This window comes from Sphingobacterium sp. UBA7249 (assembly GCF_002472835.1).
Taxonomy (GTDB): Bacteria; Bacteroidota; Bacteroidia; order Sphingobacteriales; family Sphingobacteriaceae; genus Sphingobacterium; species Sphingobacterium prati.
On the sequence record NZ_DKST01000001.1, the window covers coordinates 505,932 to 528,519 of the forward strand.

General features: G+C 39.8%; 17 protein-coding genes. 9 read left to right on the plus strand and 8 right to left on the minus strand.

What is annotated here, in order from left to right; genetic code table 11:
- Nucleotides 1–117 precede the first annotated feature (117 nt).
- The 3 genes from B4A24_RS01725 to B4A24_RS01735 form a co-directional block, all read right to left on the minus strand.
- On the minus strand, nt 118–894 hold the full coding sequence (locus B4A24_RS01725; protein ID WP_293941886.1) for a porin family protein: 777 nt from the start codon (nt 892–894) through the stop codon (nt 118–120).
- A 164-nt stretch (nt 895–1,058) separates the two neighbouring features.
- Nucleotides 1,059–2,201: a PCMD domain-containing protein gene (locus B4A24_RS01730; protein WP_293941889.1), complete on the minus strand. Its 1,143-nt coding sequence runs from the start codon at nt 2,199–2,201 to the stop codon at nt 1,059–1,061.
- A gap of 145 nt (nt 2,202–2,346) precedes the next feature.
- A complete protein-coding gene (locus B4A24_RS01735) occupies nt 2,347–2,709 on the minus strand; it encodes an MmcQ/YjbR family DNA-binding protein (protein ID WP_293941891.1) in 363 nt (120 codons plus the stop codon).
- A gap of 246 nt (nt 2,710–2,955) precedes the next feature.
- Between B4A24_RS01735 and B4A24_RS01740 the strand changes: the two genes are divergently transcribed.
- Nucleotides 2,956–3,579: an ankyrin repeat domain-containing protein gene (locus B4A24_RS01740; protein ID WP_293941894.1), complete on the plus strand. Its 624-nt coding sequence runs from the start codon at nt 2,956–2,958 to the stop codon at nt 3,577–3,579.
- A gap of 73 nt (nt 3,580–3,652) precedes the next feature.
- On the opposite strand, the gene B4A24_RS01745 is transcribed toward B4A24_RS01740, so the two are convergent.
- Entirely contained in the window at nt 3,653–4,207 is a 555-nt protein-coding gene (locus B4A24_RS01745; RefSeq protein WP_293941897.1) for a thioredoxin family protein, read from the minus strand.
- 137 nt (nt 4,208–4,344) lie between these two features.
- On the opposite strand from B4A24_RS01745, the gene B4A24_RS01750 reads away from it, so the two are divergent.
- The 3 genes from B4A24_RS01750 to dnaK all read left to right on the plus strand — a co-directional run bounded on the left by B4A24_RS01750 (nt 4,345) and on the right by dnaK (nt 9,942).
- Nucleotides 4,345–7,029, plus strand: a complete 2,685-nt coding sequence (locus B4A24_RS01750; RefSeq protein WP_293941900.1) for a TonB-dependent receptor — start codon at nt 4,345–4,347, stop codon at nt 7,027–7,029.
- Nucleotides 7,030–7,060: 31 nt separating this feature from the next.
- Complete coding sequence (locus tag B4A24_RS01755; protein ID WP_293941903.1) at nt 7,061–7,906, plus strand: GLPGLI family protein; 846 nt, start codon at nt 7,061–7,063, stop codon at nt 7,904–7,906.
- Nucleotides 7,907–8,037: 131 nt separating this feature from the next.
- Nucleotides 8,038–9,942, plus strand: a complete 1,905-nt coding sequence (gene dnaK, locus B4A24_RS01760) for a molecular chaperone DnaK (protein WP_293941905.1) — start codon at nt 8,038–8,040, stop codon at nt 9,940–9,942.
- A 119-nt stretch (nt 9,943–10,061) separates the two neighbouring features.
- Here the strand turns inward: dnaK and B4A24_RS01765 are convergent, their stop codons facing one another.
- The 3 genes from B4A24_RS01765 to B4A24_RS01775 form a co-directional block, all read right to left on the minus strand.
- Entirely contained in the window at nt 10,062–10,739 is a 678-nt protein-coding gene (locus B4A24_RS01765; protein ID WP_293941908.1) for a TIGR02117 family protein, read from the minus strand.
- A 167-nt stretch (nt 10,740–10,906) separates the two neighbouring features.
- Entirely contained in the window at nt 10,907–11,818 is a 912-nt protein-coding gene (locus B4A24_RS01770) for a sugar phosphate nucleotidyltransferase (RefSeq protein ID WP_293941911.1), read from the minus strand.
- A 132-nt stretch (nt 11,819–11,950) separates the two neighbouring features.
- Complete coding sequence (locus B4A24_RS01775; protein WP_293941915.1) at nt 11,951–13,492, minus strand: helicase HerA-like domain-containing protein; 1,542 nt, start codon at nt 13,490–13,492, stop codon at nt 11,951–11,953.
- 170 nt (nt 13,493–13,662) lie between these two features.
- Between B4A24_RS01775 and B4A24_RS01780 the strand changes: the two genes are divergently transcribed.
- From B4A24_RS01780 to B4A24_RS01800, 5 genes are all read left to right on the plus strand, one after another.
- On the plus strand, nt 13,663–13,998 hold the full coding sequence (locus B4A24_RS01780; protein WP_293941917.1) for a hypothetical protein: 336 nt from the start codon (nt 13,663–13,665) through the stop codon (nt 13,996–13,998).
- A gap of 182 nt (nt 13,999–14,180) precedes the next feature.
- Nucleotides 14,181–15,716, plus strand: coding sequence for a SulP family inorganic anion transporter (locus tag B4A24_RS01785; protein WP_293941920.1), 1,536 nt, complete (start codon nt 14,181–14,183; stop codon nt 15,714–15,716).
- 90 nt (nt 15,717–15,806) lie between these two features.
- On the plus strand, nt 15,807–16,454 hold the full coding sequence (locus B4A24_RS01790; protein WP_172396136.1) for a carbonic anhydrase: 648 nt from the start codon (nt 15,807–15,809) through the stop codon (nt 16,452–16,454).
- A 168-nt stretch (nt 16,455–16,622) separates the two neighbouring features.
- Nucleotides 16,623–18,293 (plus strand): glutamine--tRNA ligase/YqeY domain fusion protein, encoded by a 1,671-nt coding sequence (locus B4A24_RS01795; RefSeq protein WP_293941924.1) that lies wholly within the window; start codon nt 16,623–16,625, stop codon nt 18,291–18,293.
- A 267-nt stretch (nt 18,294–18,560) separates the two neighbouring features.
- Nucleotides 18,561–19,226 carry an OmpW/AlkL family protein gene (locus tag B4A24_RS01800; RefSeq protein WP_293941927.1) on the plus strand — a complete coding sequence of 222 codons (666 nt, stop codon included), beginning with the start codon at nt 18,561–18,563 and terminating at the stop codon, nt 19,224–19,226.
- A gap of 127 nt (nt 19,227–19,353) precedes the next feature.
- On the opposite strand, the gene B4A24_RS01805 is transcribed toward B4A24_RS01800, so the two are convergent.
- A complete protein-coding gene (locus B4A24_RS01805) occupies nt 19,354–22,380 on the minus strand; it encodes a protein O-mannosyl-transferase family (RefSeq protein WP_293941930.1) in 3,027 nt (1,008 codons plus the stop codon).
- Nucleotides 22,381–22,588 lie beyond the last annotated feature (208 nt).

Genomic DNA, 22,588 nt, shown 5'->3' on the forward strand with positions numbered 1-22,588 from the left:
AAGCTTAAATAAAACAGTCCGTTAGTTATGAACTAAACGGACTGTTTTATTTAAGTCAAAGCTAATATTTTCACGACCTATTCCAGAAGTCGTTAAGGTGTATCTTATCGGTTCCTATTAGAAGTTGTATCCAAATCCTACATTAAGATAGATATTATGCATACCAAAATCTATGGAGGTAAAATCTTTTTCCAAGATATTATTAAAGCCATAGGTAAGGTCTGTCAACAGTTTGAAATGTCGATTCATTTTCCACTCCGTTCCAAGTTGTGTGCCCCAATGAAATTTTCGTATATTATCAGAGAAATCATAAGAAGCTTGACTGCCTTCCTCAAACGTTATTTTTGTTCCTGTCGGTGTATTTTGTCTTAAATATCCATCGGATACATTCCCATCAAATGTATTGTCCAATAATGCCGAGAAATAAAGGCCGCCATATAAATTCCAATGATCCGACAATTTGTAAACAGCTAGGACAGGTAATGTAAGGTAGGTATTCTGCACATTAGTTTCTACCTTTCCGGTATAGTAACCTCTCACTTTTGAATTATCTTTCACAATTTCAGTCAGATAATTTTTCACACGGGCTTCGGTTTTCATCCCTTTTGCTTCAAAACGGATACCAGTGCGAATTCCCCACTGTTTGCTTTCCGGCAACCACTTTGTCGCATTTGCTTCAAGTCCGACCTGCAACCCCGGATTGTAACTTTCAATTTTTCGTATGGTTTTAGGAAGTCCCAACGGACTACTACCACCGATACTGAATTGGGCTTGTACCGAGTAATCAATATCCGTATTAAAAAAATTGGGATTATGGTCCGACCTACCACTTTGAGCCTGCGCATAACCCGTGGCTATCATGAAAACAGCTATTATATATCGTATTTTTTTCATTAAAATATTCCTTTGATTTATGTTTATCAACAAAAGTCAGTCGCTTATTGTCTTGCGATCCGTCTTCCCTCTACCAATACCCTTGTATTAAATTCACGTAGCTATCAATTTAAAACTGTTCGTATCAATCAGTCTATATTACTTTTCTAGTCTATGAACCATGATTATTGGGCATCATTGACGACAAGCTCAACTTCATCAATAAGCAATATACTACCCACCGCACCATTAAACTTATCTCCTTCTTTACTTGAACTAAAGACAATCGTATACATATATTCCTTATTGGGATCAAATGATTTACCATTGATAAAAGAAAATGGCAAGTTAAATGCTGTCCACTCGTTGGTCTCTATCTGTTCTTTGGCTCCGACCCTTGCTATTGCGACGATACGCTTATCAACAAAACCATGGTCTCCTGATAAAAAGTCATCATTAGGAGGTAAAGCTTTCTCAAATAGTAGGGCATACCCATCCCAAGTATCCTTAGTAAGCGAAGATGGTTGATTGTTTACAACAAACTTTTCACCAGCTTTATACTTAAAAAAACCTTTTATAGCCAATGGTGCAGTTTTTTCCTCGTACAATGTTCCAAAACGCGGAGATTTGATCGTAGGAAAAGTTGTTTGGAATGTACCTAGAAATAAATTGCCGGCAGCTAGTGGTGTACCAAAAATACCACCTAAGGAGCCTGTGCTCTTCGTGACAAGTCGCACACCATTACCAATATAGCCCTCTGCAATCTGCGATGTAGGATAAAAACTAGGAACCAATTCTTCCCCTTCTCCCACAAGCGTTGCCGCCAGAATATTATAGCCATCATTCGCAGTCGCCCAGCTATATTTCTTTTGTCCAAGTTTTGTTAGATCATAGAATTTGTGGTAATGCCCTTCCGGACTTTTAGTATCTACTACCTCAGCATATTCAAAAGGAGAATACAATTCCGCTCCTTCATCAATAATGAATGAAACTGTATAAGTCTTGGACCAAGCGCCATCCTCGGAGGTAACTGTATATTTCTGTGGTTCAGTGAAATCACGTTCTGTTCCACTTTTCGGCTCTATTGTCGCACCTGCTGTTAATACAAATTCAGGTGCCTGCACATAACTTCCCGTAAAGCGTTTTAGCGAAAAAACAACTGTGTTATTATCAATTGAAGGTTTTCGCTTCAAAAATTGGTCACCCTGAACGATACTAGCCCCTTCAATATCCGCTTCGGCATTTAGCGCCTCCTCTTTTATGCAACTTCCTAAGCTAAAAAGAAGCATAAAACAAATTACCCAGCGGTAAATTCGTCTTTGTTTCATAAAAAATAGTATTAGTGTAAATTAACCCCAATGCTGGCAATCCGGCATTGAAAGGAACACAAAGCTACCGATCTAACCTCCAAAAAAAGACATTTCAATCACCTTTTCTTTCTAGGCAACCAATTCTTTACACTGCAATAGGTAATTAAGCGCCTTTGACTTCCTGTTTGACTTTTGCCGGCAAACTCTCAACAATCAGATTATAACTATGTATAATAAGTTCTTCCAATACCTTATCATCCAGTTCCCGATTTGCAACTACAGTATTCCAATGCTTTTTATTCATGTGATAACCCGGAAATACAGTCTGGTCATACCTTTCTCTTAGTTCTACAGCTCGCTCCGGATCGCATTTGACATTAAATCGCAATCCATCAATCTGATCCAATCCCACTAATAGAAATATCTTGCCACCGACTTTAAAAACCAATGTATCCGGACCAAAAGGAGTCTCCTCTGTAACATGCCCAATGGATAGACAATAATTTCTTAGCTCTTCAATATTCATATTTCTCTAATTTAAGTCAGTTCGTTTATAGCTACAATTGATTACTATAAATTTGACAATAATCAATATAAATCTAACAAAAACAACAGATTAGTTTATACCTAAATTTGTAATAGATCAAAAAACTAAGACAAAGGAGCTAAGATGCATAAGAAAGAATATTAATTAATATATCAAATGAAAAAATCATATATCAAGATAGTACTACTCACTTTAATATCGATAATCTCAATACAGTGCAAAAGTATGAACACGACAAATCAAGAAAATATCGAACAGGACAACATCGTTGAAGCCGTTGCCAACGGCCGGGTTGCTACAGTACAAAAACTATTGGAAGCTGGAGCCGATGCCAATCAAAAAGGTAGTGATTCGAAACCATTGTTGTTGACTGCAACTGAAAGAAAAGATATAGCCATGGCAAAATTGCTCGTTCGTTATGGTGCAAACGTGAACCTTCAAGATAATAGCTTGAATAGCCCTTTTCTCTATGCTGGCGCCTCTGGCTACACAGACCTGGTTAAACTTTACCTTGATCATGGTGCAGATTTAAAGGTCTTCAATCGGTATAATGGCACTGCACTTATTCCTGCCTGTGAACGCGGCCATGTAGAGACTGTAAGATTATTGACCAATACAAAAGGGTTTCCTATTGACCATATCAATAGATTGGGTTGGACCGCACTATTAGAGGCAATTATACTGGGTGATGGCAGTCAAAAATATGTGGATATTGTCCAAATATTACTCGACGCAAATAGTGATAAAAACATCGCCGACCATGAAGGTATAACCCCAGTTGAGTATGCAAGAAAAAAAGGATTTAATAAAATTGTTGCCTTACTGGAAGCGAAAGACAACGGAAAATAAAAAAGGAGAACCACATCTATTAGATGTGGTTCTCCCTGGACTAAGCATTTTCGGTATCGCTTTTTATTGACACCTATTTTTGTAAAAGTGCCTGAATCTCTTTTTGAATCTCCGTTCCTTTATCGGCGTTATACCACTTTTGAATCTCTTCTTTAATCTCCGAAAAATCTTTTCCTTGTTCTTTCAAGCTCAAAAATAAGTCTTGGCAATCTTTGGGTCGCGGGCCCCAGACAGCTAAATCAGCACCATCCTGATCTCGGATCACCAAAATCGGAATAGATTTCCCGCCATTTGTTAAATACGAATCTATTAAAAATGGTGCGCTATCACGCAATTGGATATCTACAGTAATATTGGGATTTTGGCCTGCCATCTTGGCTAACATCGGTACAGAATGTGCAGCGTCGCCACACCAAGGCTCAGTAATAATGATCCATTGTTGTCGTTCCGAAATCGTGTCAATAAACTGTATAAAAGCTTCATTTGGTTCAAAGCGTTTTAGCCAACGACCCATCCTTGTCCAGTTCATTTTAGTATATTGATAGTATTCATCGTCCTGATAAGTCGGGTGATTTTCAGGATGATTCAATATATCTTCGAATTGTTGCAAATAATTTTCAAACGTCATAACATCAATTTTGTGCAAAGGTAATTTTTAGATCCAACTTTGTCAAAATTCTATATACCAAAGATTTTACAATCACACACAAGATTTCACACTTATTAACATTTAACTCAATTATCTTTGGCTGATATAACCAGTAAATGAAAAGATTAATTCAATTATTTCTATTATTTTTTACGATTAGCACGGCCTATTCCCAAGCAAGTTTAAAAGGGAAAATTTTAGATAAAGCTGACAATAAACCATTGACCAATGCCTCCGTGATCCTACTAAATAGGGATTCTGTCCTGCGCTATTACAACAGGGCCAACGAAGAAGGAAAGTTTCAGATCAAAAATATAAAACCGGGAAGTTATATCCTTTTAGCTACTTACCCCAAGTTTGAACTTTATAGTGATACCATCGACATCAAAGATAAGGATGTTGATCTCAGTGATATCAAAATCAATTCGCAAAAAAATGTACTGGAAGAGGTCATCGTATCCCGCAGGTTACCGATCACAATCAAGGGCGACACGATAGAATATGATGCAGCGAGTTTTGAAACCGAAAAAAATGCCAAACTCGAAGATCTTTTGCGCCGATTGCCTGGCTTCACGGTTTCAGGTGATGGGAATATCTCCGCTCAGGGCAAGGCTGTTCAGAAAGTCTTTATTGATGGTGAAGAGTTTTTCGGTTATGACCCCAAAATTGCCATCCGCAATGTCCGGGCTGATGCCGTAGATAAAGTACAGCTGTATGAGAAAAAGTCGGAAGAAGCTGAACTCTCGGGCATAGACGATGGTGTCCGTATTCAGACCGTTAATGTAGTTCTAAAAGAAAAGGCCAGAAAAGGTATTTTCGGAAGTATAGAGGCCCTGGGAGGAACCAAAGAACTTTATGCCGGAAACTTGTTTGCCGCAAAATTCAACCAAACGGAGCGGATCGGCATAACCGCGAATCACAACAATATGGGCAGTTCCAATGGCCGTGAAGGATCGTTGCGGATGAACAATCAGATCACCGGGGAACCACTGAATACGTCTTTAGGTGCCAACTACGAGAACCAGTTCTTTAAAAAAGCATTAAAAGTTAACGCAAATTACAACTATAACAACAGCAGTAATAAAAATCGTTCAGAAGATTACAACAAAAATATCCTTCCTGACGAATCCATATTAGAGCGAAAAAGCAAAGGGAACAACGAAAGCAGCTCAAGAAGTAATGGCGTCAGATCCAATCTATCCATGCGGCTGGATTCAACCCAAAATATGGAACTACAGACCAATGGCAATTGGTCAACTAATTTCAACCTGAATCATACTGAAAGTGCCACCAATGATGGTGCAGGAACTGCGGTCAGTTCCTTTAACGAGGATAATGAATCAAATACCTCGAGCAAAAGCAATAATTTTCGACTGAACTACCGGAAGCGGTTAAAAGCAGGTAGCTCGTTAAACCTGATGGTCGGCAATAACTTTAATGAATCCAATTCGGAGAGCAAAGTAAATTCAAAGACCTATATATTTAAAAGCAATGACAGTACCATTATTGATCAAACCAGGATTGGCGAAAATAAAAGCAACAACTTTTCTTCCTCGCTGAATTTCAACAACCGGATCAATGACGCAATGAATTTAGCGCTAGGCTATAGCTTCAATCACTCCAAGAGCACAAATGAACAGCGCTCAAGAGATAATGCCACGGGTAAAGTGGACACCTTATATTCCAAAGATCAGATCGACAACAATACAAACCAGGGGATCAATGTCCATTTGTCTTATCGAAAGGATAAATTTGAGGTCAATCTCTCCAACCGCACATTCTATAAAAACCAAAAATTAAATGATAGCTTTCGGAATGTGGACCTTTCCCGAAATTTCTGGGACAACAACTTAAATTTTGATGCAAATTATCGGCTTTCAAATAGCAAAAATATCCGATTGGCCTACCAAAGTTCGAATATTATTCCTTCGTTTGATCAATTGCAACCACTACAGCCTCAAACGAATCCATTGTTTCAACAGATCGGTAACCCCGACCTTAAACGTGCCGTGAACAATAACATTTCCGCGAACTATAATGCGTTCAGCCTATTAAAAGGCACCAATATTAACATTAACGGAAACTTCTCTTTTGTCAATAACCCAATTGTTAACAAAATAACAGTGCTCGAAAATTCGGCCCAGATCAGTAGTTATGAAAATTTATCCGGCAAATCGAACTGGAATGGCGGATTGAATATCAATCATATGCAGCCAGTAGCCAACCGTCGGATTAACTTCAATAAGAGCGCAAATGTACGCTACAGCAATAGCTATAGCTTCACAAAATTTGAAAGTGAACAGTCCGTGGGCGAGTTCCGTCTAAACAATTCAAAAAACACTTCATTCAATCTCGGCTCGAGTTTGAATGAACAGGACTCGGAAGGCTTTGATTTTGATATCTCCTTGAATGCGGGTATCAACGCACAGCAAAACTCAATCAATACGCAGTATAACTCGACCAACTTTGAAGGCGGTGCTTCAGGATATATTAAATATTTTCTACCGAAGAAATTCAACATCATGACAAACATTTACTATAGTTATACCGGCCCCACCAAGCTCTACAAAAAATCAATTAATCAATTTTATACCAATTTAGAACTGGAGAAAAAGGTATTAAAAGATGAAAGTCTGACCATCAGCCTAAAGGCTTTTGATCTTTTCAATACATTTAACAACACGCGTCGGAATGGCAGTGATACCAACTATTCGGAGTCTATCCAACAGGTATTAACACAGTATTTTCTAGTCGGTGTCAAATGGGATTTCAATAAATATTTAGGAAAAAGCAATGATTAAAACATCTCTGATTCTCACTATACTTTGCCTAATGGGCTTATCTCTTCAGGCACAATATGCCTATTTTGGTAACCGGGGAACCATCAGCTTCGACAAAGTCACTTATACCAAAGCTCGGATGCGGCAAATATCCAATGACATGAGTTCAAAAATGATGGATCGCGGCATGGGTTTTATGGAACATTTGGATAAGATGCCCGACTCACACACGGATAAATTGAATTTATATTTCGATGAGAATGCGACAGTCCTTATGCCGGAGGAAAGCCCGGCTACAGAGAAGTCGAACGAGGGCGGTAAAATGCGGACAGCTACTATGAGCTCAGGTGCTGGAAGAGGCGGTAGAAATCAGGGTGGAAATCGCGGTAGTGGCGGAAACCCACGCGGTATGTTCAGAGGTAGTGCCAGCAAAAACGGCAAAGTACTTTTTCAGGATTTAAAAGCTATGACAGCTGATATCCAATTGGATATCGATGAGAAATATTTGCTCGCCGAAACCTTGGATAGCATCACCTGGCGTTTTACAGAAGAATTTCGTACGATCGCAGGAGTCAATTGCCGAAGGGTAAATGGAGCGACCAAAGACTCGCTGTATTTAATCGCTTATTACACAGAGGAAATACCAGTTTCTGGCGGACCAGCCTTGAGCCACGGCCTCCCGGGAATGATATTGGGTTTGGTCATCCCCGAGATGCACATCCAATATTGGGCAACTCATATCGCCTACAGCAATCATCTTGTTCCTACAGAATGGCGGGATAAAAAATCAAAGCAGATGAAATTGGAGGAATTTTCGGCGCTATTTGGCAGATATATGCCACGCAATCGTCAAAATGAGTCAGCAAAAAAGCGGATCTTGGAGCAACTTGTCTACTGAAAATGTCAGTTTGGCAGTGCCTAAGGACAAATTGATGACAAATAGTGATTTTTTTACAAAACATTCGGATTGGCATAAGGGTTGATAATAGAGTGTTAGAATTTATTAAGTAAAAAATTAAAATACAAGATATGTCTAAAATTATAGGAATTGACTTAGGTACTACAAACTCATGTGTTGCCGTAATGGAAGGTAACGAGCCTGTAGTAATTACGAACAACGAAGGTAAGCGTACCACTCCTTCCATTGTAGCTTTTGTAGAAGGTGGCGAACGTAAAGTGGGTGACCCAGCTAAGCGTCAAGCAATTACTAATCCACATAAAACGATTTATTCTATTAAACGTTTTATGGGGCTTTCATATGATGAGGCCGTAAAAGAAGCTGAACACGTACCTTATAATATCGTTAAGGGTGATAACAATACACCTCGCGTAGAAATTGACGATCGTAAATATACGCCACAGGAGATCTCTGCAATGATTCTTCAAAAAATGAAGAAAACAGCTGAGGATTTCTTAGGCCAAGAAGTAACTGAAGCTGTCATCACGGTGCCTGCATACTTTAACGATGCGCAACGTCAAGCAACAAAAGAAGCTGGTGAAATCGCTGGTTTATCTGTTAAACGTATCATCAACGAACCTACAGCTGCAGCTTTAGCTTATGGTTTAGATAAAGCACACAAAGACATGAAGATCGTTGTGTTTGACTGTGGTGGTGGTACACATGACGTTTCCGTATTGGAATTAGGTGATGGTGTATTTGAAGTTAAATCTACTGATGGTGACACACACTTAGGTGGTGATGACTTCGATAACGTAATCATCAACTGGTTGAATGAAGAATTCAAAAGCGAAAACAATGGCTTTGACTTGAAAAAGGACCCAATGGCATTGCAACGTTTGAAAGAAGCTGCTGAAAAAGCTAAAATTGAATTGTCAAGTGCAACCTCAACAGAGATCAACTTACCATACATCACGGCAGATGCTACTGGTCCAAAACACTTAGTTCGTACATTATCACGCGCTAAATTTGAGGCTTTGGCAGCTGACTTAATCAAGAGAACAATTGCTCCTTGTGAATCTGCATTGAAAAATGCTGGTTTCAGCAAATCAGATATCGACGAAATTATCTTAGTAGGTGGTTCTACACGTATCCCTGCAATCGTTGACGCTGTAAAAGCATTCTTTGGAAAAGAACCTTCTAAAGGTGTTAACCCTGACGAAGTTGTTGCTTTAGGTGCGGCAATCCAAGGCGGTGTATTGACTGGTGAGGTAAAAGATGTCTTATTATTAGATGTAACTCCACTTTCATTGGGTATCGAGACTATGGGTGGTGTCATGACGAAATTGATCGAAGCGAATACGACGATTCCGACTAAAAAATCGGAAACATTCTCTACGGCTTCTGACAACCAACCATCAGTAGAAATCCACATCTTACAAGGTGAACGTCCAATGGCAGCCCAAAACCGTACAATCGGCCGCTTCCATTTGAACGATATTCCACCTGCACCTCGTGGAGTACCTCAAATTGAAGTTACCTTTGACATTGACGCCAACGGTATCATTAAAGTATCAGCAAAAGATAAAGCAACTGGTAAAGAGCAAAACATTCGTATTGAGGCATCTTCGGGCTTATCTGATGACGAAATCAAACGCATGAAAGAAGAAGCTGAAGCAAATGCTGATGCTGATAAAAAAATGAAAGAAGAAGCTGACAAAGTAAATGCAGCAGATGCCTTAATCTTCTCAACTGAGAAACAATTGAAAGAATATGGCGACAAGATTTCAGCAGATAAGAAAGCTCCTATCGAAGCCGGCTTAACAAAATTAAAAGCGGCATACGAAGCGAAAAACTTCGCTGATATCGATGCGGCTTCTGAAGAATTGCAAAATGCTTGGAATGCGGCTTCTGAAGAGATGTACGCTGCTTCGCAAGGTGGTGCACAACAACCTCAAGGAGATGCTGGTCAAGCACAAGGTGGAAGTCAAGGTGGTGATGACGTAACTGACGTAGATTACGAAGAAGTGAAATAATCACTCCTCCTTATAAACAAGAAAGCTCNNGAGCTTTCTTGTTTATAAGGATATCTCCGTTAGAAAAGCGAAAGAGCTTTTTATTTATATTGCACAGAAGAGAATTCAATAAGCCACAGCTATTTGCGATAATGGCTCAATATACCCTTGTCCAATGTTGCCCAAACTCCAGCTGGCATATCCGCCTTCTTTAATGCATTGTTTGTCCAAGTATTACAAGAGTAGAACATGCTATAAGACCCTTTTGCTTCATAAAAGGCATCTGCATCATCGTATTGTGCATCTGTCTCGACCAAGATCGGCTTCCCTTCACGCAGGTCCAAAGAATCATAGATATACTTCACCAGTGCACGATATTGCTCCTCATTTATTTTATATTCAAAACACAAATCGTCTGCTTCAATTGCGTTATAATAGGTCACATGCATAGCAGACTCTCCCAGTCCAAAAGCAGCCACAAAAGCAGTTGATGCCTTGAGGTCTTTCCACTCTGGCGTATCCAAGTAAAAGCCCTTATCGCCCCAACCTATACCCATATAGTGATAATTAGTCTTTTTTCCAACTGTATTAGCATATGGAAATAGGATAGACCAATCCATCTCTTTCACAACGACCGGCAAAACAATGTCCGTATGTACACCATTGGATTTGACAAACACTTGTATTGTCCGGTTTTCCGAAGCCTCTTTACGAGGTGCGGAGAGTCTTGAAAGACTATACTCCGCAACAACATATAAAATGCAAAAGCTTATAATTCCTAAAATAATATATCCTAACACCTGAAGTATTTTTTTCATTTACATAATTTACTTTTTATCACAGTCGGACATAACGGTTAACTAATTGCTGCTGCCAATGCCTTCACTTCCTAAAACAGTACAGTTCCTATTGCTATTATTTGCCACAACAAAAAACCTGTATTGTCAAACAATACAGGTTCAATATAAGCTATTTCCGTTAGCTCTTAAAATAACTTTTCAGGATAAATACCATCGGCAACCAATTTAGAAATTGATTCCTGAACAATAGGCTTATCTTCTTTATAAGTTACGCCAAACCATTTTGATGAGGTCGGAATTACTTTAAAATCCGCCAATTTATGTTTCACCATATAATCCGGAACAGAAGGAATAAAAAATTCTGCCTTTAAATTTTCTTTATTTTCTTCGACAAAAGCAGGGAACATCGCTTGCGCGATTTCGAATATTTTTGGTGTAAAGCCCCAAAAATTCATCGAAACACGTGTCTCTGGATCCAAATCGTATTCAACACCATTTTCTTCAAAAACAATCTTGCGATCGTCGCCCTCACCTTTGTAATAGATGTTGGTACGTTCGGTGACACTTTCCATATGGCCAGTAGGACTAACTTCACATACTCCACGTGATACATAGCCGTAATCAGACATTGTATTTCCGACCTGAAAGCCCATCAATGACATCTGCTGGTCTGATACCTCAGTCGTTAAAAACTTCGCCATCTTGTCAAAAGAATCTGAACCATAAAAATCGTCCGCATTTATGACACAGAATGGTTCGTTCACCTTATCCTTAGCGCTCATGACAGCATGTGCCGTCCCCCAAGGTTTCGTTCTTTCAATGACATGATTCACGCCAAATTTCGTTAAGTCAAAATCTTGAAAAGCGTAGTCTACTTCTATTTTACCTTCCAATTTTTTATCAAAAACTTCTTTCATTTTGTCTAGGAATTCTTCCCGGATAATGAATACAACTTTTCCAAATCCTGCACGAATGGCATCATAGATTGAATAGTCAATAATTGTCTCGCCGTGTGGGCCAAAACCATCTACTTGTTTTAAAGAACCATACCGGCTAGCCATTCCTGCTGCCAAAATCAAAAGGGTTGGTTTACTCATATTTAAATTGCGTTAATAGAACTTTCTTTTCGTCCCCAAACTTAGCTAAATTTGCCCTTAAAAGCAAATTTAGCTAAGTGCTGATACTTTCTAAAAATAGCGTATCGGAATGGAAATTATCAATAAATCGTATTATTTCTTTTTTAAAAATGCGTTCAATAACCCTGTTGCCAATTTACCCAAAAGCTTGACTCCTTCCCGTGCAAGTGTCGTGGTCGCGGTGCGCTGTGCGGCTTCCAATGGCGTTTGCCTTCTCGACGTCGGCCTATCGTTTTTCGCGGCTTCTTTTTCTGCCGCTGCACGTTGTTCTTCCTGCTGCACTACCTGCATTTTATCATCGATCATCTCAGCGGCAGAACGATTTTCCTGCCTTTCCTGATACTTTGCCCTTAGGTCGGACTGATTAATAATCTGATTGACGGTCGTATCGTCTGCTGGCCCCATTACCGCGCGGGCAGGTACAAGATGGGTCGCTACCACCTCAGTAGGAATACCTTTATCATTCAATACAGTAATCAGGGCCTGACCAGTACCCAGTGAAGTTAACACTTGGTCAATCTCATAGAAGTCTGATTTTGGATAGGTTCTTACTGTCTTTTTCAAATTTTCGGCATCATTGGGCGTAAAGGCTCGCAAAGCATGTTGTACACGGTTTCCCAATTGCGCCAATACAGATTCAGGAACATCTGTCGGAGATTGTGTACAGAAAAACACACCGATTCCCTTGGAACGAATAAGGCGGATAATCTGATCTACCTGTGTTAGAAAGGCTTTGGAAGCTCCATTAAAAAGAAGATGTGCCTCATCAAAGAAAAACACCAATTTTGGTTTGTCCAAATCCCCTACTTCGGGCATGTTTTTAAACAATTGGGCAAGTAAGCTTAATAAAAATGTCGAATAGAGAACTGGCTGATCTTGTACATCCGAAATGTTCAGTAAACTGATAATGCCTTTGCCGTCGATTTTCTGGAATAGATCGTTGATATCGAACTCCTTCTCACCAAAGATATGGGCTAGCCCCTGTTGTTCCAAAGCAACGATCTTACGCAAGATCGTTCCTGAACTTGCCGAGCTGATCTTACCATAATCATTTTTGATCTCCTCGCTTCCAGGACCGTCAGAAAGATAGGTTAATAACTTTTTGGTATCCGCAAAGTCTATCAATGGCATTTGATGATCCTGCGCATACTTAAACATAGCGGCCAAAACCCCGGTCTGCGTTTCGTTCAACTCCAAAATTCTTCCCAGTAAGACAGGTCCAAAATCGTCTATTGTAATCCGCATCGGAATTCCTTTGTTACCCGAAAGCGAATATAATTCGACAGGAAAACTTGCAGGTTCAAAGGGTATCCCAACCGCATTACCACGATCCAATAATGCCTGATTAGTCACACCTGGAACAGTCAGACCAGAAAGATCGCCTTTTACATCCAGCATAAATACAGGTACTGCGGCATCTGATAGTTGCTCGGCAATCAATTGCAGTGTCCGCGTTTTACCTGTTCCCGTCGCACCAGCAATCAATCCATGACGATTCATCATTTTAAGCGCTAGATTGACTTTCGCCTCCGCTAAAATTTCCCCATTCAATATACCTGCTCCCAAATAGATAAAAGCACCCTTAGGGTTATAAGAAGTTTGAACCTTCTCGATAAATTGTTCTTTGTTTGCCATAGATAAGGCTTAATATTTATAATTCATAAACACTATTTGAAAACTTTCCAAAAAATAATCTTTTCGTCACAATTTCGTGCCAAATTTCATTTTTTATGCACTTTTAATTTGAAATTAACATAGAATTGCTATTTTTACGATGTAAACGATAACATTAAAGATACTAAAAAATGTTAAATAAGAGATTTAGATTTGTGGCAGCATTCTTATGTGCGATCATCTTTTTCACAAAGATGGCCATCTCTATTTCGCCTATTTTTTCGAATAGCTTAGATCAAAATACTATTCTGCAAATTGTTTTACAAATAGAAATCGAGAACAATAATGGCGCGAGCACTGACACGCTTGAGACTGCCTCAAAATTTTTCAATACAAAGACAAACGAACCCATTGTATTCGAAACCATCATTGTTGAGAACCAAGGAAAACAAAAGAATTATCTAAAAAACGAGAAAAGCATTTTAGCTTTCCATCCTACGGTTCCAACGCCGCCTCCTAACTGTTAATACATACGTCCTCTTGGGATGTACTTAACTTATCCCATACTGAATTCCAGTATGCGGTTTCTTATTGATTTTTTCCTGAAAATGCCAATGTGCAGAAGCATCGTGAGCCTTCAAATAAGTACTCATTAGCATTGCTGTAGGCAGATTCAAGAAGATTTATTATACAGATAAACACAAATTTTATGTTTGGAACTCGTACGTCGGCTTTTCTGAAACTTTCGAAAAGAGACTTAAAATATGATTTCCCTGCTAGTGTTGTGGTGTTTTTGGTGGCACTTCCATTATGTTTGGGAATTGCAATGGCCTCAGGTGCGCCATTGTTTGCAGGATTATTGACTGGTGTAATTGGTGGAATCGTTGTTGCTTCAATCAGTAAATCACCACTCAGTGTAAGTGGGCCGGCCGCAGGCCTCACAGTTATTGTTCTAGGCGCCATTCAGAGCCTAGGTGCTTATGAAACGTTTCTTCTTGCGGTTGTCATCGCAGGTGTGGTACAAGTGATTTTAGGCATTCTCAAGGCGGGCATGATCGGAAATTATTTCCCTTCTGCCGTTATTGTCGGTATGTTGGCTGCTATCGGTATTACCATTATCATGAAACAAATTCCATTGGCTCTCGGACTTGTCGAATCGCACGCCTTTGAACTGGACAATGGCCATGGTATCGGTGCATATTTCGACACACTCGCGTCAGCGATCAACTTTGGTGCATTCATCATCTGTATGCTATCATTAGCGATCCTGATCTTTTGGCCAGCGATTCCTAAATTGAATAAGGTACCGGCACCACTGGTTGTGGTTATTGTCGGCGTAGCTTTGGCCTACCTATTTAATGGGACTTCATTCCAGCTACTTGACAAACAGTTTGTCCTTGTACCTATTGTAGGATCGTTTGCCGAGTTTACTGGTCTATTTACTTTTCCCGATTTTACACAGATTGTCAATAAAGAGGTATGGATAGCTGCTTTTACGATTGCCATTATTGCCAGTCTTGAGACTCTATTGAGTATTGAAGCTGTGGACAAGATAGATCCATATAAACGCAATACGCCGACTAACCGCGAACTGGTTGCTCAGGGAATCGGAAATATGACAAGCGGACTTTTGGGTGGTTTACCATTGACTTCAGTTATTGTACGCTCATCGGCAAATGTCAATGCAGGTGGAAAGACAAGACAGTCTGCCATTATGCATGGCATGTGGTTGATCGTTGCCATATTGGCCATCCCTACTTTATTAAATATGATTCCTTTAGCATGCTTGGCGGCAATTCTACTGCATACGGGATATAAACTAGCTAAACCCGCCTTATTTACTTCAATGTATCGTAAAGGATTGGATCAATTTATTCCCTTCTTTGTCACTATTATTGCGGTGGTATTGACAGATCTATTAATGGGTGTTGGGATTGGCATCGTTGTAGCTACATTCTATATTTTACGGGCAAATATGAAAAATGCCTTTAAATATAACATTGAAAAAGATAACGAAGAGGATAAGGCGGTTATCACATTAGCAGAGGAAGTATCATTTCTGAATAAGGTTCCTATCCAACAAAAATTGTATAGTTTGCCAAAATCGGTCAGTAAGATCCGTATCGATGGGTCTTTCAGCAAGTTTATCGACAAAGATGTGATTGAAGTCATCAAGGACTTTGAACAGAACGCCAAAAGTAAAGGCAAGGAAATCGAGCTTTTACAAGTGGTATATAAAAAATAAAGTTGTTACAAGTAAACAATAAATTTAGAAATTTGTAGCATTATAGAATTGGAAAAAATGCCTTTTGGCGGAAAAAATATTAAACAGTATATGGAAAATAAAGATTTAAAAGCAGGATTTGACAATATTATAAAAGGAAATCAAGAGTGGATGGACTTTGTTAAAAATGACACAACAGGTCGTTTTCAACAACTTGCAAAAGGTCAAAACCCCGAAATTCTTTGGATTGGTTGTGCAGACAGCCGTGTACCGGCCAATGAATTGACCGGTACAAAGCCTGGTGAGGTCTTTGTACACCGCAACATTGCCAATATGGTTATCCACTCCGACATGAGTTTATTGAGTGTGCTGGATTATGCTGTCAATGTATTAAAAGTAAAACAGGTTATCGTAGCGGGACATTATGGCTGTGGTGGTGTGGCAGCATCGTTAAGTCGCAACCAGTATGGTATTATTGATAACTGGTTAGGGCATATCAAGGATGTATACCGATTGCATAGCGACGAGATTGACGGTATCGAAGATGCCGAAAAGAAGACAGACCGCTTAGTTGAACTTAATGTCAAAGAACAAGTCTTTAATCTTTGTTCCACTTCCATTATCCAAAATGCTTGGAAAAACGGGCAGCCACTTGCCGTACATGGTATGGTAATCAATATCGGAACAGGTCAATTAATAGATCAAAATTGTACATTTACAAGCAATGAATCCCTTGGAAAGGTGTTCGCTTACAAATAGTAGAATCGGTAAAAGGGACGAAAATTTCGTCCCTTTTTATTTCAGGTCAGCGCTACCCCAGCCGGCACAACAGTAATGAAAATTTTTCGATCGATTAGTTGCTCATGCTAAGCCGAATATCTATCATCTCCTACCTAATATCTCACTTCTAATATTTAACTTTGTACTATGAGTGAAGAAAAATCATTAAATTTTATCGAGGAAATTGTCGAAGAAGATCTTCGTACAGGAAAACATGGCGGACGTGTATTGACACGTTTTCCTCCTGAACCAAATGGTTACCTCCACATTGGTCACGCCAAATCCATCTGTTTGAATTTTGGATTGGCACAGCAGTATAATGGCCAGACCAATCTACGTTTTGATGACACTAATCCTGTCACTGAGGACACCGAGTATGTTGAAAGCATCAAAAAAGATATTCAATGGCTAGGATTCCAGTGGGCAGAAGAATTATATACTTCAGATTATTTTGAAACACTTTACGGCTACGCTGTTGAGCTCATAAAAAAAGGGCTCGCTTACGTGGACGATAGCACCGCGGAAGAAATTGCGGCAGCAAAAGGTACTCCGACAGAACCGGGTATTCCAACGCCTTACCGCGACCGGTCTATAACAGAAAATCTGGACTTATTCGCAGATATGCGGGCAGGAAAATATAAAGATGGGGAGAAAGTACTTCGTGCAAAAATAGATTTGGCTAGTCCAAATATGCACCTACGCGATCCATTATTGTACCGCATCAAACATGCCCACCATCATCGGACGGGTAATCAATGGTGCATCTACCCAATGTATGATTTTGCCCATGGTCAATCTGATTCTATTGAGAAAATCACACATTCGATCTGTACACTTGAATTTATTCCACATCGTCCACTTTACGATTGGTGTATTGAAAAGCTGGAAATTTTCCCATCCAAACAATATGAATTTGCACGCTTAAACATGACATATACGGTTATGAGTAAGCGCAAGCTACTTCAACTGGTCAACGATAAGTTTGTTGAAAGCTGGGACGACCCTCGTATGCCTACAATTTCAGGGTTGAGAAGAAGGGGATACACTCCGGCGAGTATTCGCAACTTCTGCGAGAAGATCGGCGTTCAAAAGCGTGAAAATATGATTGACGTCAGCCTGTTGGAGTTCTGTATCCGAGAGGATCTCAACAAAACTGCCTGGCGTAGAATGGCGGTCCTTGATCCGATCAAATTAGTGATCACAAACTATCCAGACGGTCAGATCGAAGATCTGGTCGGTGAGAATAATCCCGAAGTTGAAGGCGGTGAAGGTGCTCGTATCATCCCTTTTTCCAACGAATTGTGGATTGAGCGTGAAGATTTTATGGAAGACGCCCCAAAAAAATTCTTCCGTCTGGCCCCTGGACTCTCAGTCCGCCTAAAACACGCTTATATCGTTACTTGCAACGACTTCATCAAAGATGAAAATGGAAAAATAACAGAAGTACATTGTACCTATGTTCCTAATTCCAAATCAGGTGAAGATACATCGGGATTAAAAGTAAAAGGAACGATCCATTGGATTTCCGCTCCTCATGCCAAGGAAGCTGAGGTAAGATTATACGATAGACTGTTTAATGATGAAAATCCTGTAGCAGCTGAGAACTTCAAAGAATCGATCAACCCGGCAAGTTTACACGTGGTAGAACGAGCCTATATCGAACCTGACTTGGCAAATGCCACTCCTGGTAAAGGATATCAATTTATACGTTTGGGTTATTTTACCTTAGACACACATTCGACTTCAGAACATTTGGTCTTTAACCGTACAGTTACGTTAAAAGATTCATGGGGAAAAGAAGTAAAGAAAAATGGTTAAAGAAACCATAATATAAAAGCAAAAGGTCGGANNTCCGACCTTTTGCTTTTATATCGTAAAATAAAGACCCATTTTGGCTTTACCCTCCCTTTATAAACATAGACAAACAACCCCGGTTTGTCCACATTCTGGGAAACAGCAAAATAATAAAGGTACATCTTTTCTACCACCCTATAAATCATTTCATTCAATTTTTAACCTGATTATCGTCATTTATCCAAAGCCGCAAAACAAATACTTTTACAGCAAACAAATACCCTTAACGATATGAAAAAGTTATTATTTTTTGCTCTTGCACTTACTTTAGGCACCTTAAATTTACAGGCACAAACCATTCCCGACCAACGTTGGCAGGTTCGACTCAGAGGAGTAACCGTAGCACCTACGGAATCGGCCGATATCAGTACCATTGGTGGTGATATTGATATTAATACGAAATTTATTCCGGAACTGGACTTCACTTACTTCTTTACAAAGCATATTGCCGCTGAACTAATCTTAGGTACAACGAAGCACAAGGTGAATACAGTTGGATCCGACTTAAGTGCTATTGGAGGAAACAGCTCAACAAATGTAGATTTGGGCAGTGTATGGCTCCTGCCTCCGACCTTGACAGCACAATATCATTTTCTTCCAGAAGGTAATATCAAACCCTATGTGGGAGCAGGGATAAATTATACAATTTTCTATAGTATAAATGAAGGTCCTACTGTCAAGAACGTAAAGTATGACAATGCATTTGGGTTTGCGACACAACTTGGTATTGATTTCAAACTGTCAGAAAAATACTTCCTGAATTTGGATGCGAAGTATATCCTCTTAAAGACGGATGTCAATGTGGATGCTTCCAATTTGGCCCCCAACTTATCAATACCGGCAAAAGTAGATATCAACCCCTTTCTTCTGGGTGTCGGGTTCGGCATGAAATTCTAGTTGTTTAAGTCCCCTGTACAAAAAGGAGGCACCTTTTGATACAAAAAAGGTGCCTCTAAGAATTACCCCCCAAATTAATATTCATTATATTAACTCACTCCCTCTAATAGCAATTTCATAACACAACTTATTCTATACCATACCATTCCTGGTACTGTTTTCGAAGCCCTTCCACACGCTCCAGCCGCTTGCCATCATTCGCCGCTAATAAAATAGTTTGGTAACGGTCAACAGAGTCCAGAGCCGTCTGTATATCGTTCCATTCAAAGCTCAGATATTTCTTATCTCGTACCAACTGATGTAAATATTCCATATTTTGAGCAACATAATCCAAATTTCGATCTACGACATTTCCTGCCAGCTGGCTTTGCCCAGAGCGATATAGACTGTCAATGACATCCGCGTAATTAATTGCATCAGACATTGCATAAACACGATTTGGCAATTGGTCATATGCTTTTTTCGCCACTTCCCCAGCTTGCTTAACTTTTCCCTTTTCTAGCAGCAAACGGGCTGTCTTTCCAAAAATATCCCGGGCATACATACTGGAAAAGCGAAACGAGTCGGTATCTAAATAAGTTGCATTCTTGATATTTCCCCAATTATATTTATGCATAATATTATCATATAAAGCCTCAACGTTGACCAAAGCCGCTATCTCCCCAGCCGTTTGTTGTTCATTCGTGGAAGCGACTGGCATCAGCCTTGAAGCGAATCCTTCATTGACAAGATACTTATCCAATCCCAACTTAATATCACTAGGAAGCATATTCGAAAAATAAATGGGTCGATCCCAATGATTGTTTTCAAGAAGAGACAGCAAAGTCAGATCCGCACGTGTTAAATGATCCCCTGGTATTTCCCATTCCATCGTGGGGACAATTGCATGCTGAAAATAAGCTGGTACAGCCTTCTTTTTTAAGATTTCGTCTTTATCAATGGTCAGTTTGACCTTCTTTGATGGAAAATAATTCTCCAGATTACCCGAGTTCAACTGCACTTTGTAATCTGGGTTATCGGAAGTAACAAACTGCAATAATTGCTGAACATCCACTGCTTCATTCAACTCCCTGTCTATAAATGGAATATAATCCCGAATACCCTTTTTTGTTTTTTCGGTAGGGATACCAATCGGTAATCCTGCTGCCTGATAAGTTGGTTTCTTTGCCTGCTGCATATACCAGTCTCCGGTTAAGTAGCTCAATACAACAATCCGCACATCCGGACGGACACCTTCTACCTCCTGCAAATACCATAGTGGGAATGTATCATGATCGCCGTAGGTAAACAAAATGGCATTGGGGGCACAGGTTTCAAGATAATTACGAGCGACATCCCGCGTCAGGGATTTCTCCGAACGATTATGATCATCCCAGTTTTGATGCGCCAGAATAATCGGTCCCCCCAACAGTGCGAAAGATAATCCTGTAGCCAAGGCATAACGGGAATGAAAAAAACGTTTAAAAAAACGTACCAATGCAATTGCACCTAGCCCAATCCAGATGGCAAAAGCATAAAACGATCCAGCATACGCATAATCACGTTCACGAGGTTGTAATGGTGTTTGGTTGAGATACACGACAATCGCTACACCCGTGAAAACAAATAACAACGTCAATACTAAGGTGTATGGCTTACTTTTCTTGTATAACCAAACCGCCCCTGCTATCCCCAATAATAAAGGCAAGAAAAAGTACGTATTTCGACTAGGATCATTTTTTTGGGAATCCGGAAGCTTATCTTGCCCCCCAAGACGCCAGTTATCCAAGGTTTTCACTCCGGAAATCCAGTTCCCCTCGCTATATGTTCCATAACCTTGCTTATCGTTCTGTCTACCGACAAAATTCCACAGGAAGTAACGCGCATACATATCGCCCAATTGAAAATGAAAGAAAAACTTAAAATTATCGGAGAACTGTGGTCTTTCACCCTCTTTCAACTTGAGATAACTTCTATAGTAGGCTTGATGATTTGCATCCTGACTATAAATACGTGGGAAAAATGTTTCACGATCAAACTCATACTTATCAACCTGTGTAAACGCAGTATAATTGGATTCATCTTTCCGATAACTGGTTTTACTTTCTATATCCACAGCTTTGGAATCGTAATAAGGCCCTTTCACCAAAGGCTCCCGTGTATATTGCTCCCGTCCTAAATAGCCCAGAAAAGAAAATACATTATCAGGTGAATTATTATTTAAGGATGGATTTGCTTTTCCCCGAATCAATACCATGGTATAAGAGCTATAACCAAACAGAATAAAACAAAACATCAATAAGGCCGTATTTAACGTATACTTTCGGTTTCTATGTGAATAAAAGAGACCATATACGAGGGCAGCACCGACGAGCACGCATAAAAAGAGAATTCCCGAACCAAATCCCAATCCGAGCGCATTCACAAACAACAGATCTATTTTGGAAGCAAAACCCACCAACCACTGGATAACCCCCCAAAGAATCGCTGCCAAGACCAACAAGCCCAATAGAAATGCCGTTAGAATACCTTTTAGATTGATCTGCGAAGTCCTTTTAAAATAGACCACCATGCCGATGGCCGGAATCGCTAGAAGATTCAATAGGTGGACACCGATCGAAAGCCCCATGACGAATGCAATAAAAATCAGCCAACGGTCACTCCCTCCCTGATCTGCACGTGCTTCCCACTTAAAAATTGCCCAGAAAACCACTGCCGTACAAAGCGAGGACATGGCATACACTTCGGACTCTACAGCAGAATACCAGAACGTATCACTGAAACTGAAAGCCATTGCCCCCACCGCACCTGCTGCGAACAGCTGTAAGTAGTAAGAAAAAGTAGGTTGCTGTGGCTTCTTTAAAATCTTCTTGGCTATAGCAGTTATTGTCCAAAACAAAAACGTCACAGTCAGACCGCTACAGACTGCCGAACCAATATTCATCCAATAAGCTATCTGACCTGTATTTCCGAGAGCCATGTTAGCGAAAATATTCTGGATAAGTAGAAATAGGGGGGCGCCAGGCTGATGGGCAACCTCAAGTTTGTAGGCGCAGGCTATAAATTCACCACAGTCCCACCAGCTTACGGTCTTTTCTACAGTTGTGGTGTAAACAAGGGTAGCAACGAGCCCACAGGCCAAACCAAATAGGGTATTTAATTTATTGTACGTCATAAGGCCAATTGGTCTATCTTTAGCACTTTAAATTAAACAGTTATCTCGATTTAAATATGTTAATTAACACTATTTAACATCATGATTGAACTAAAAATATTTTTCTAAAGAAGTTGCTTCTATAATGAAAAGAAAAATACAGATTTTTAAAAGGGAAGTGATATCATCCTACGACCGCATATACACGACAGGTAACAATTGGATGAAT

Coding starts and splice junctions, on each gene's coding strand:
- dnaK (WP_293941905.1), top strand. CDS start 8,038: ATGTCTAAAATTATAGGAATTGACTTAGGTACTACAAACTCATGTGTT.
- B4A24_RS01735 (WP_293941891.1), bottom strand. CDS start 2,709: ATGAATATTGAAGAGCTAAGAAATTATTGTCTATCCATTGGGCATGTT.
- B4A24_RS01800 (WP_293941927.1), top strand. CDS start 18,561: ATGAAAAAGTTATTATTTTTTGCTCTTGCACTTACTTTAGGCACCTTA.
- B4A24_RS01775 (WP_293941915.1), bottom strand. CDS start 13,492: ATGGCAAACAAAGAACAATTTATCGAGAAGGTTCAAACTTCTTATAAC.
- B4A24_RS01755 (WP_293941903.1), top strand. CDS start 7,061: ATGGGCTTATCTCTTCAGGCACAATATGCCTATTTTGGTAACCGGGGA.
- B4A24_RS01740 (WP_293941894.1), top strand. CDS start 2,956: ATGAACACGACAAATCAAGAAAATATCGAACAGGACAACATCGTTGAA.
- B4A24_RS01785 (WP_293941920.1), top strand. CDS start 14,181: ATGTTTGGAACTCGTACGTCGGCTTTTCTGAAACTTTCGAAAAGAGAC.
- B4A24_RS01790 (WP_172396136.1), top strand. CDS start 15,807: ATGGAAAATAAAGATTTAAAAGCAGGATTTGACAATATTATAAAAGGA.
- B4A24_RS01750 (WP_293941900.1), top strand. CDS start 4,345: ATGAAAAGATTAATTCAATTATTTCTATTATTTTTTACGATTAGCACG.
- B4A24_RS01795 (WP_293941924.1), top strand. CDS start 16,623: ATGAGTGAAGAAAAATCATTAAATTTTATCGAGGAAATTGTCGAAGAA.
- B4A24_RS01805 (WP_293941930.1), bottom strand. CDS start 22,380: ATGACGTACAATAAATTAAATACCCTATTTGGTTTGGCCTGTGGGCTC.
- B4A24_RS01765 (WP_293941908.1), bottom strand. CDS start 10,739: ATGAAAAAAATACTTCAGGTGTTAGGATATATTATTTTAGGAATTATA.
- B4A24_RS01725 (WP_293941886.1), bottom strand. CDS start 894: ATGAAAAAAATACGATATATAATAGCTGTTTTCATGATAGCCACGGGT.
- B4A24_RS01770 (WP_293941911.1), bottom strand. CDS start 11,818: ATGAGTAAACCAACCCTTTTGATTTTGGCAGCAGGAATGGCTAGCCGG.
- B4A24_RS01780 (WP_293941917.1), top strand. CDS start 13,663: ATGTTAAATAAGAGATTTAGATTTGTGGCAGCATTCTTATGTGCGATC.
- B4A24_RS01730 (WP_293941889.1), bottom strand. CDS start 2,201: ATGAAACAAAGACGAATTTACCGCTGGGTAATTTGTTTTATGCTTCTT.
- B4A24_RS01745 (WP_293941897.1), bottom strand. CDS start 4,207: ATGACGTTTGAAAATTATTTGCAACAATTCGAAGATATATTGAATCAT.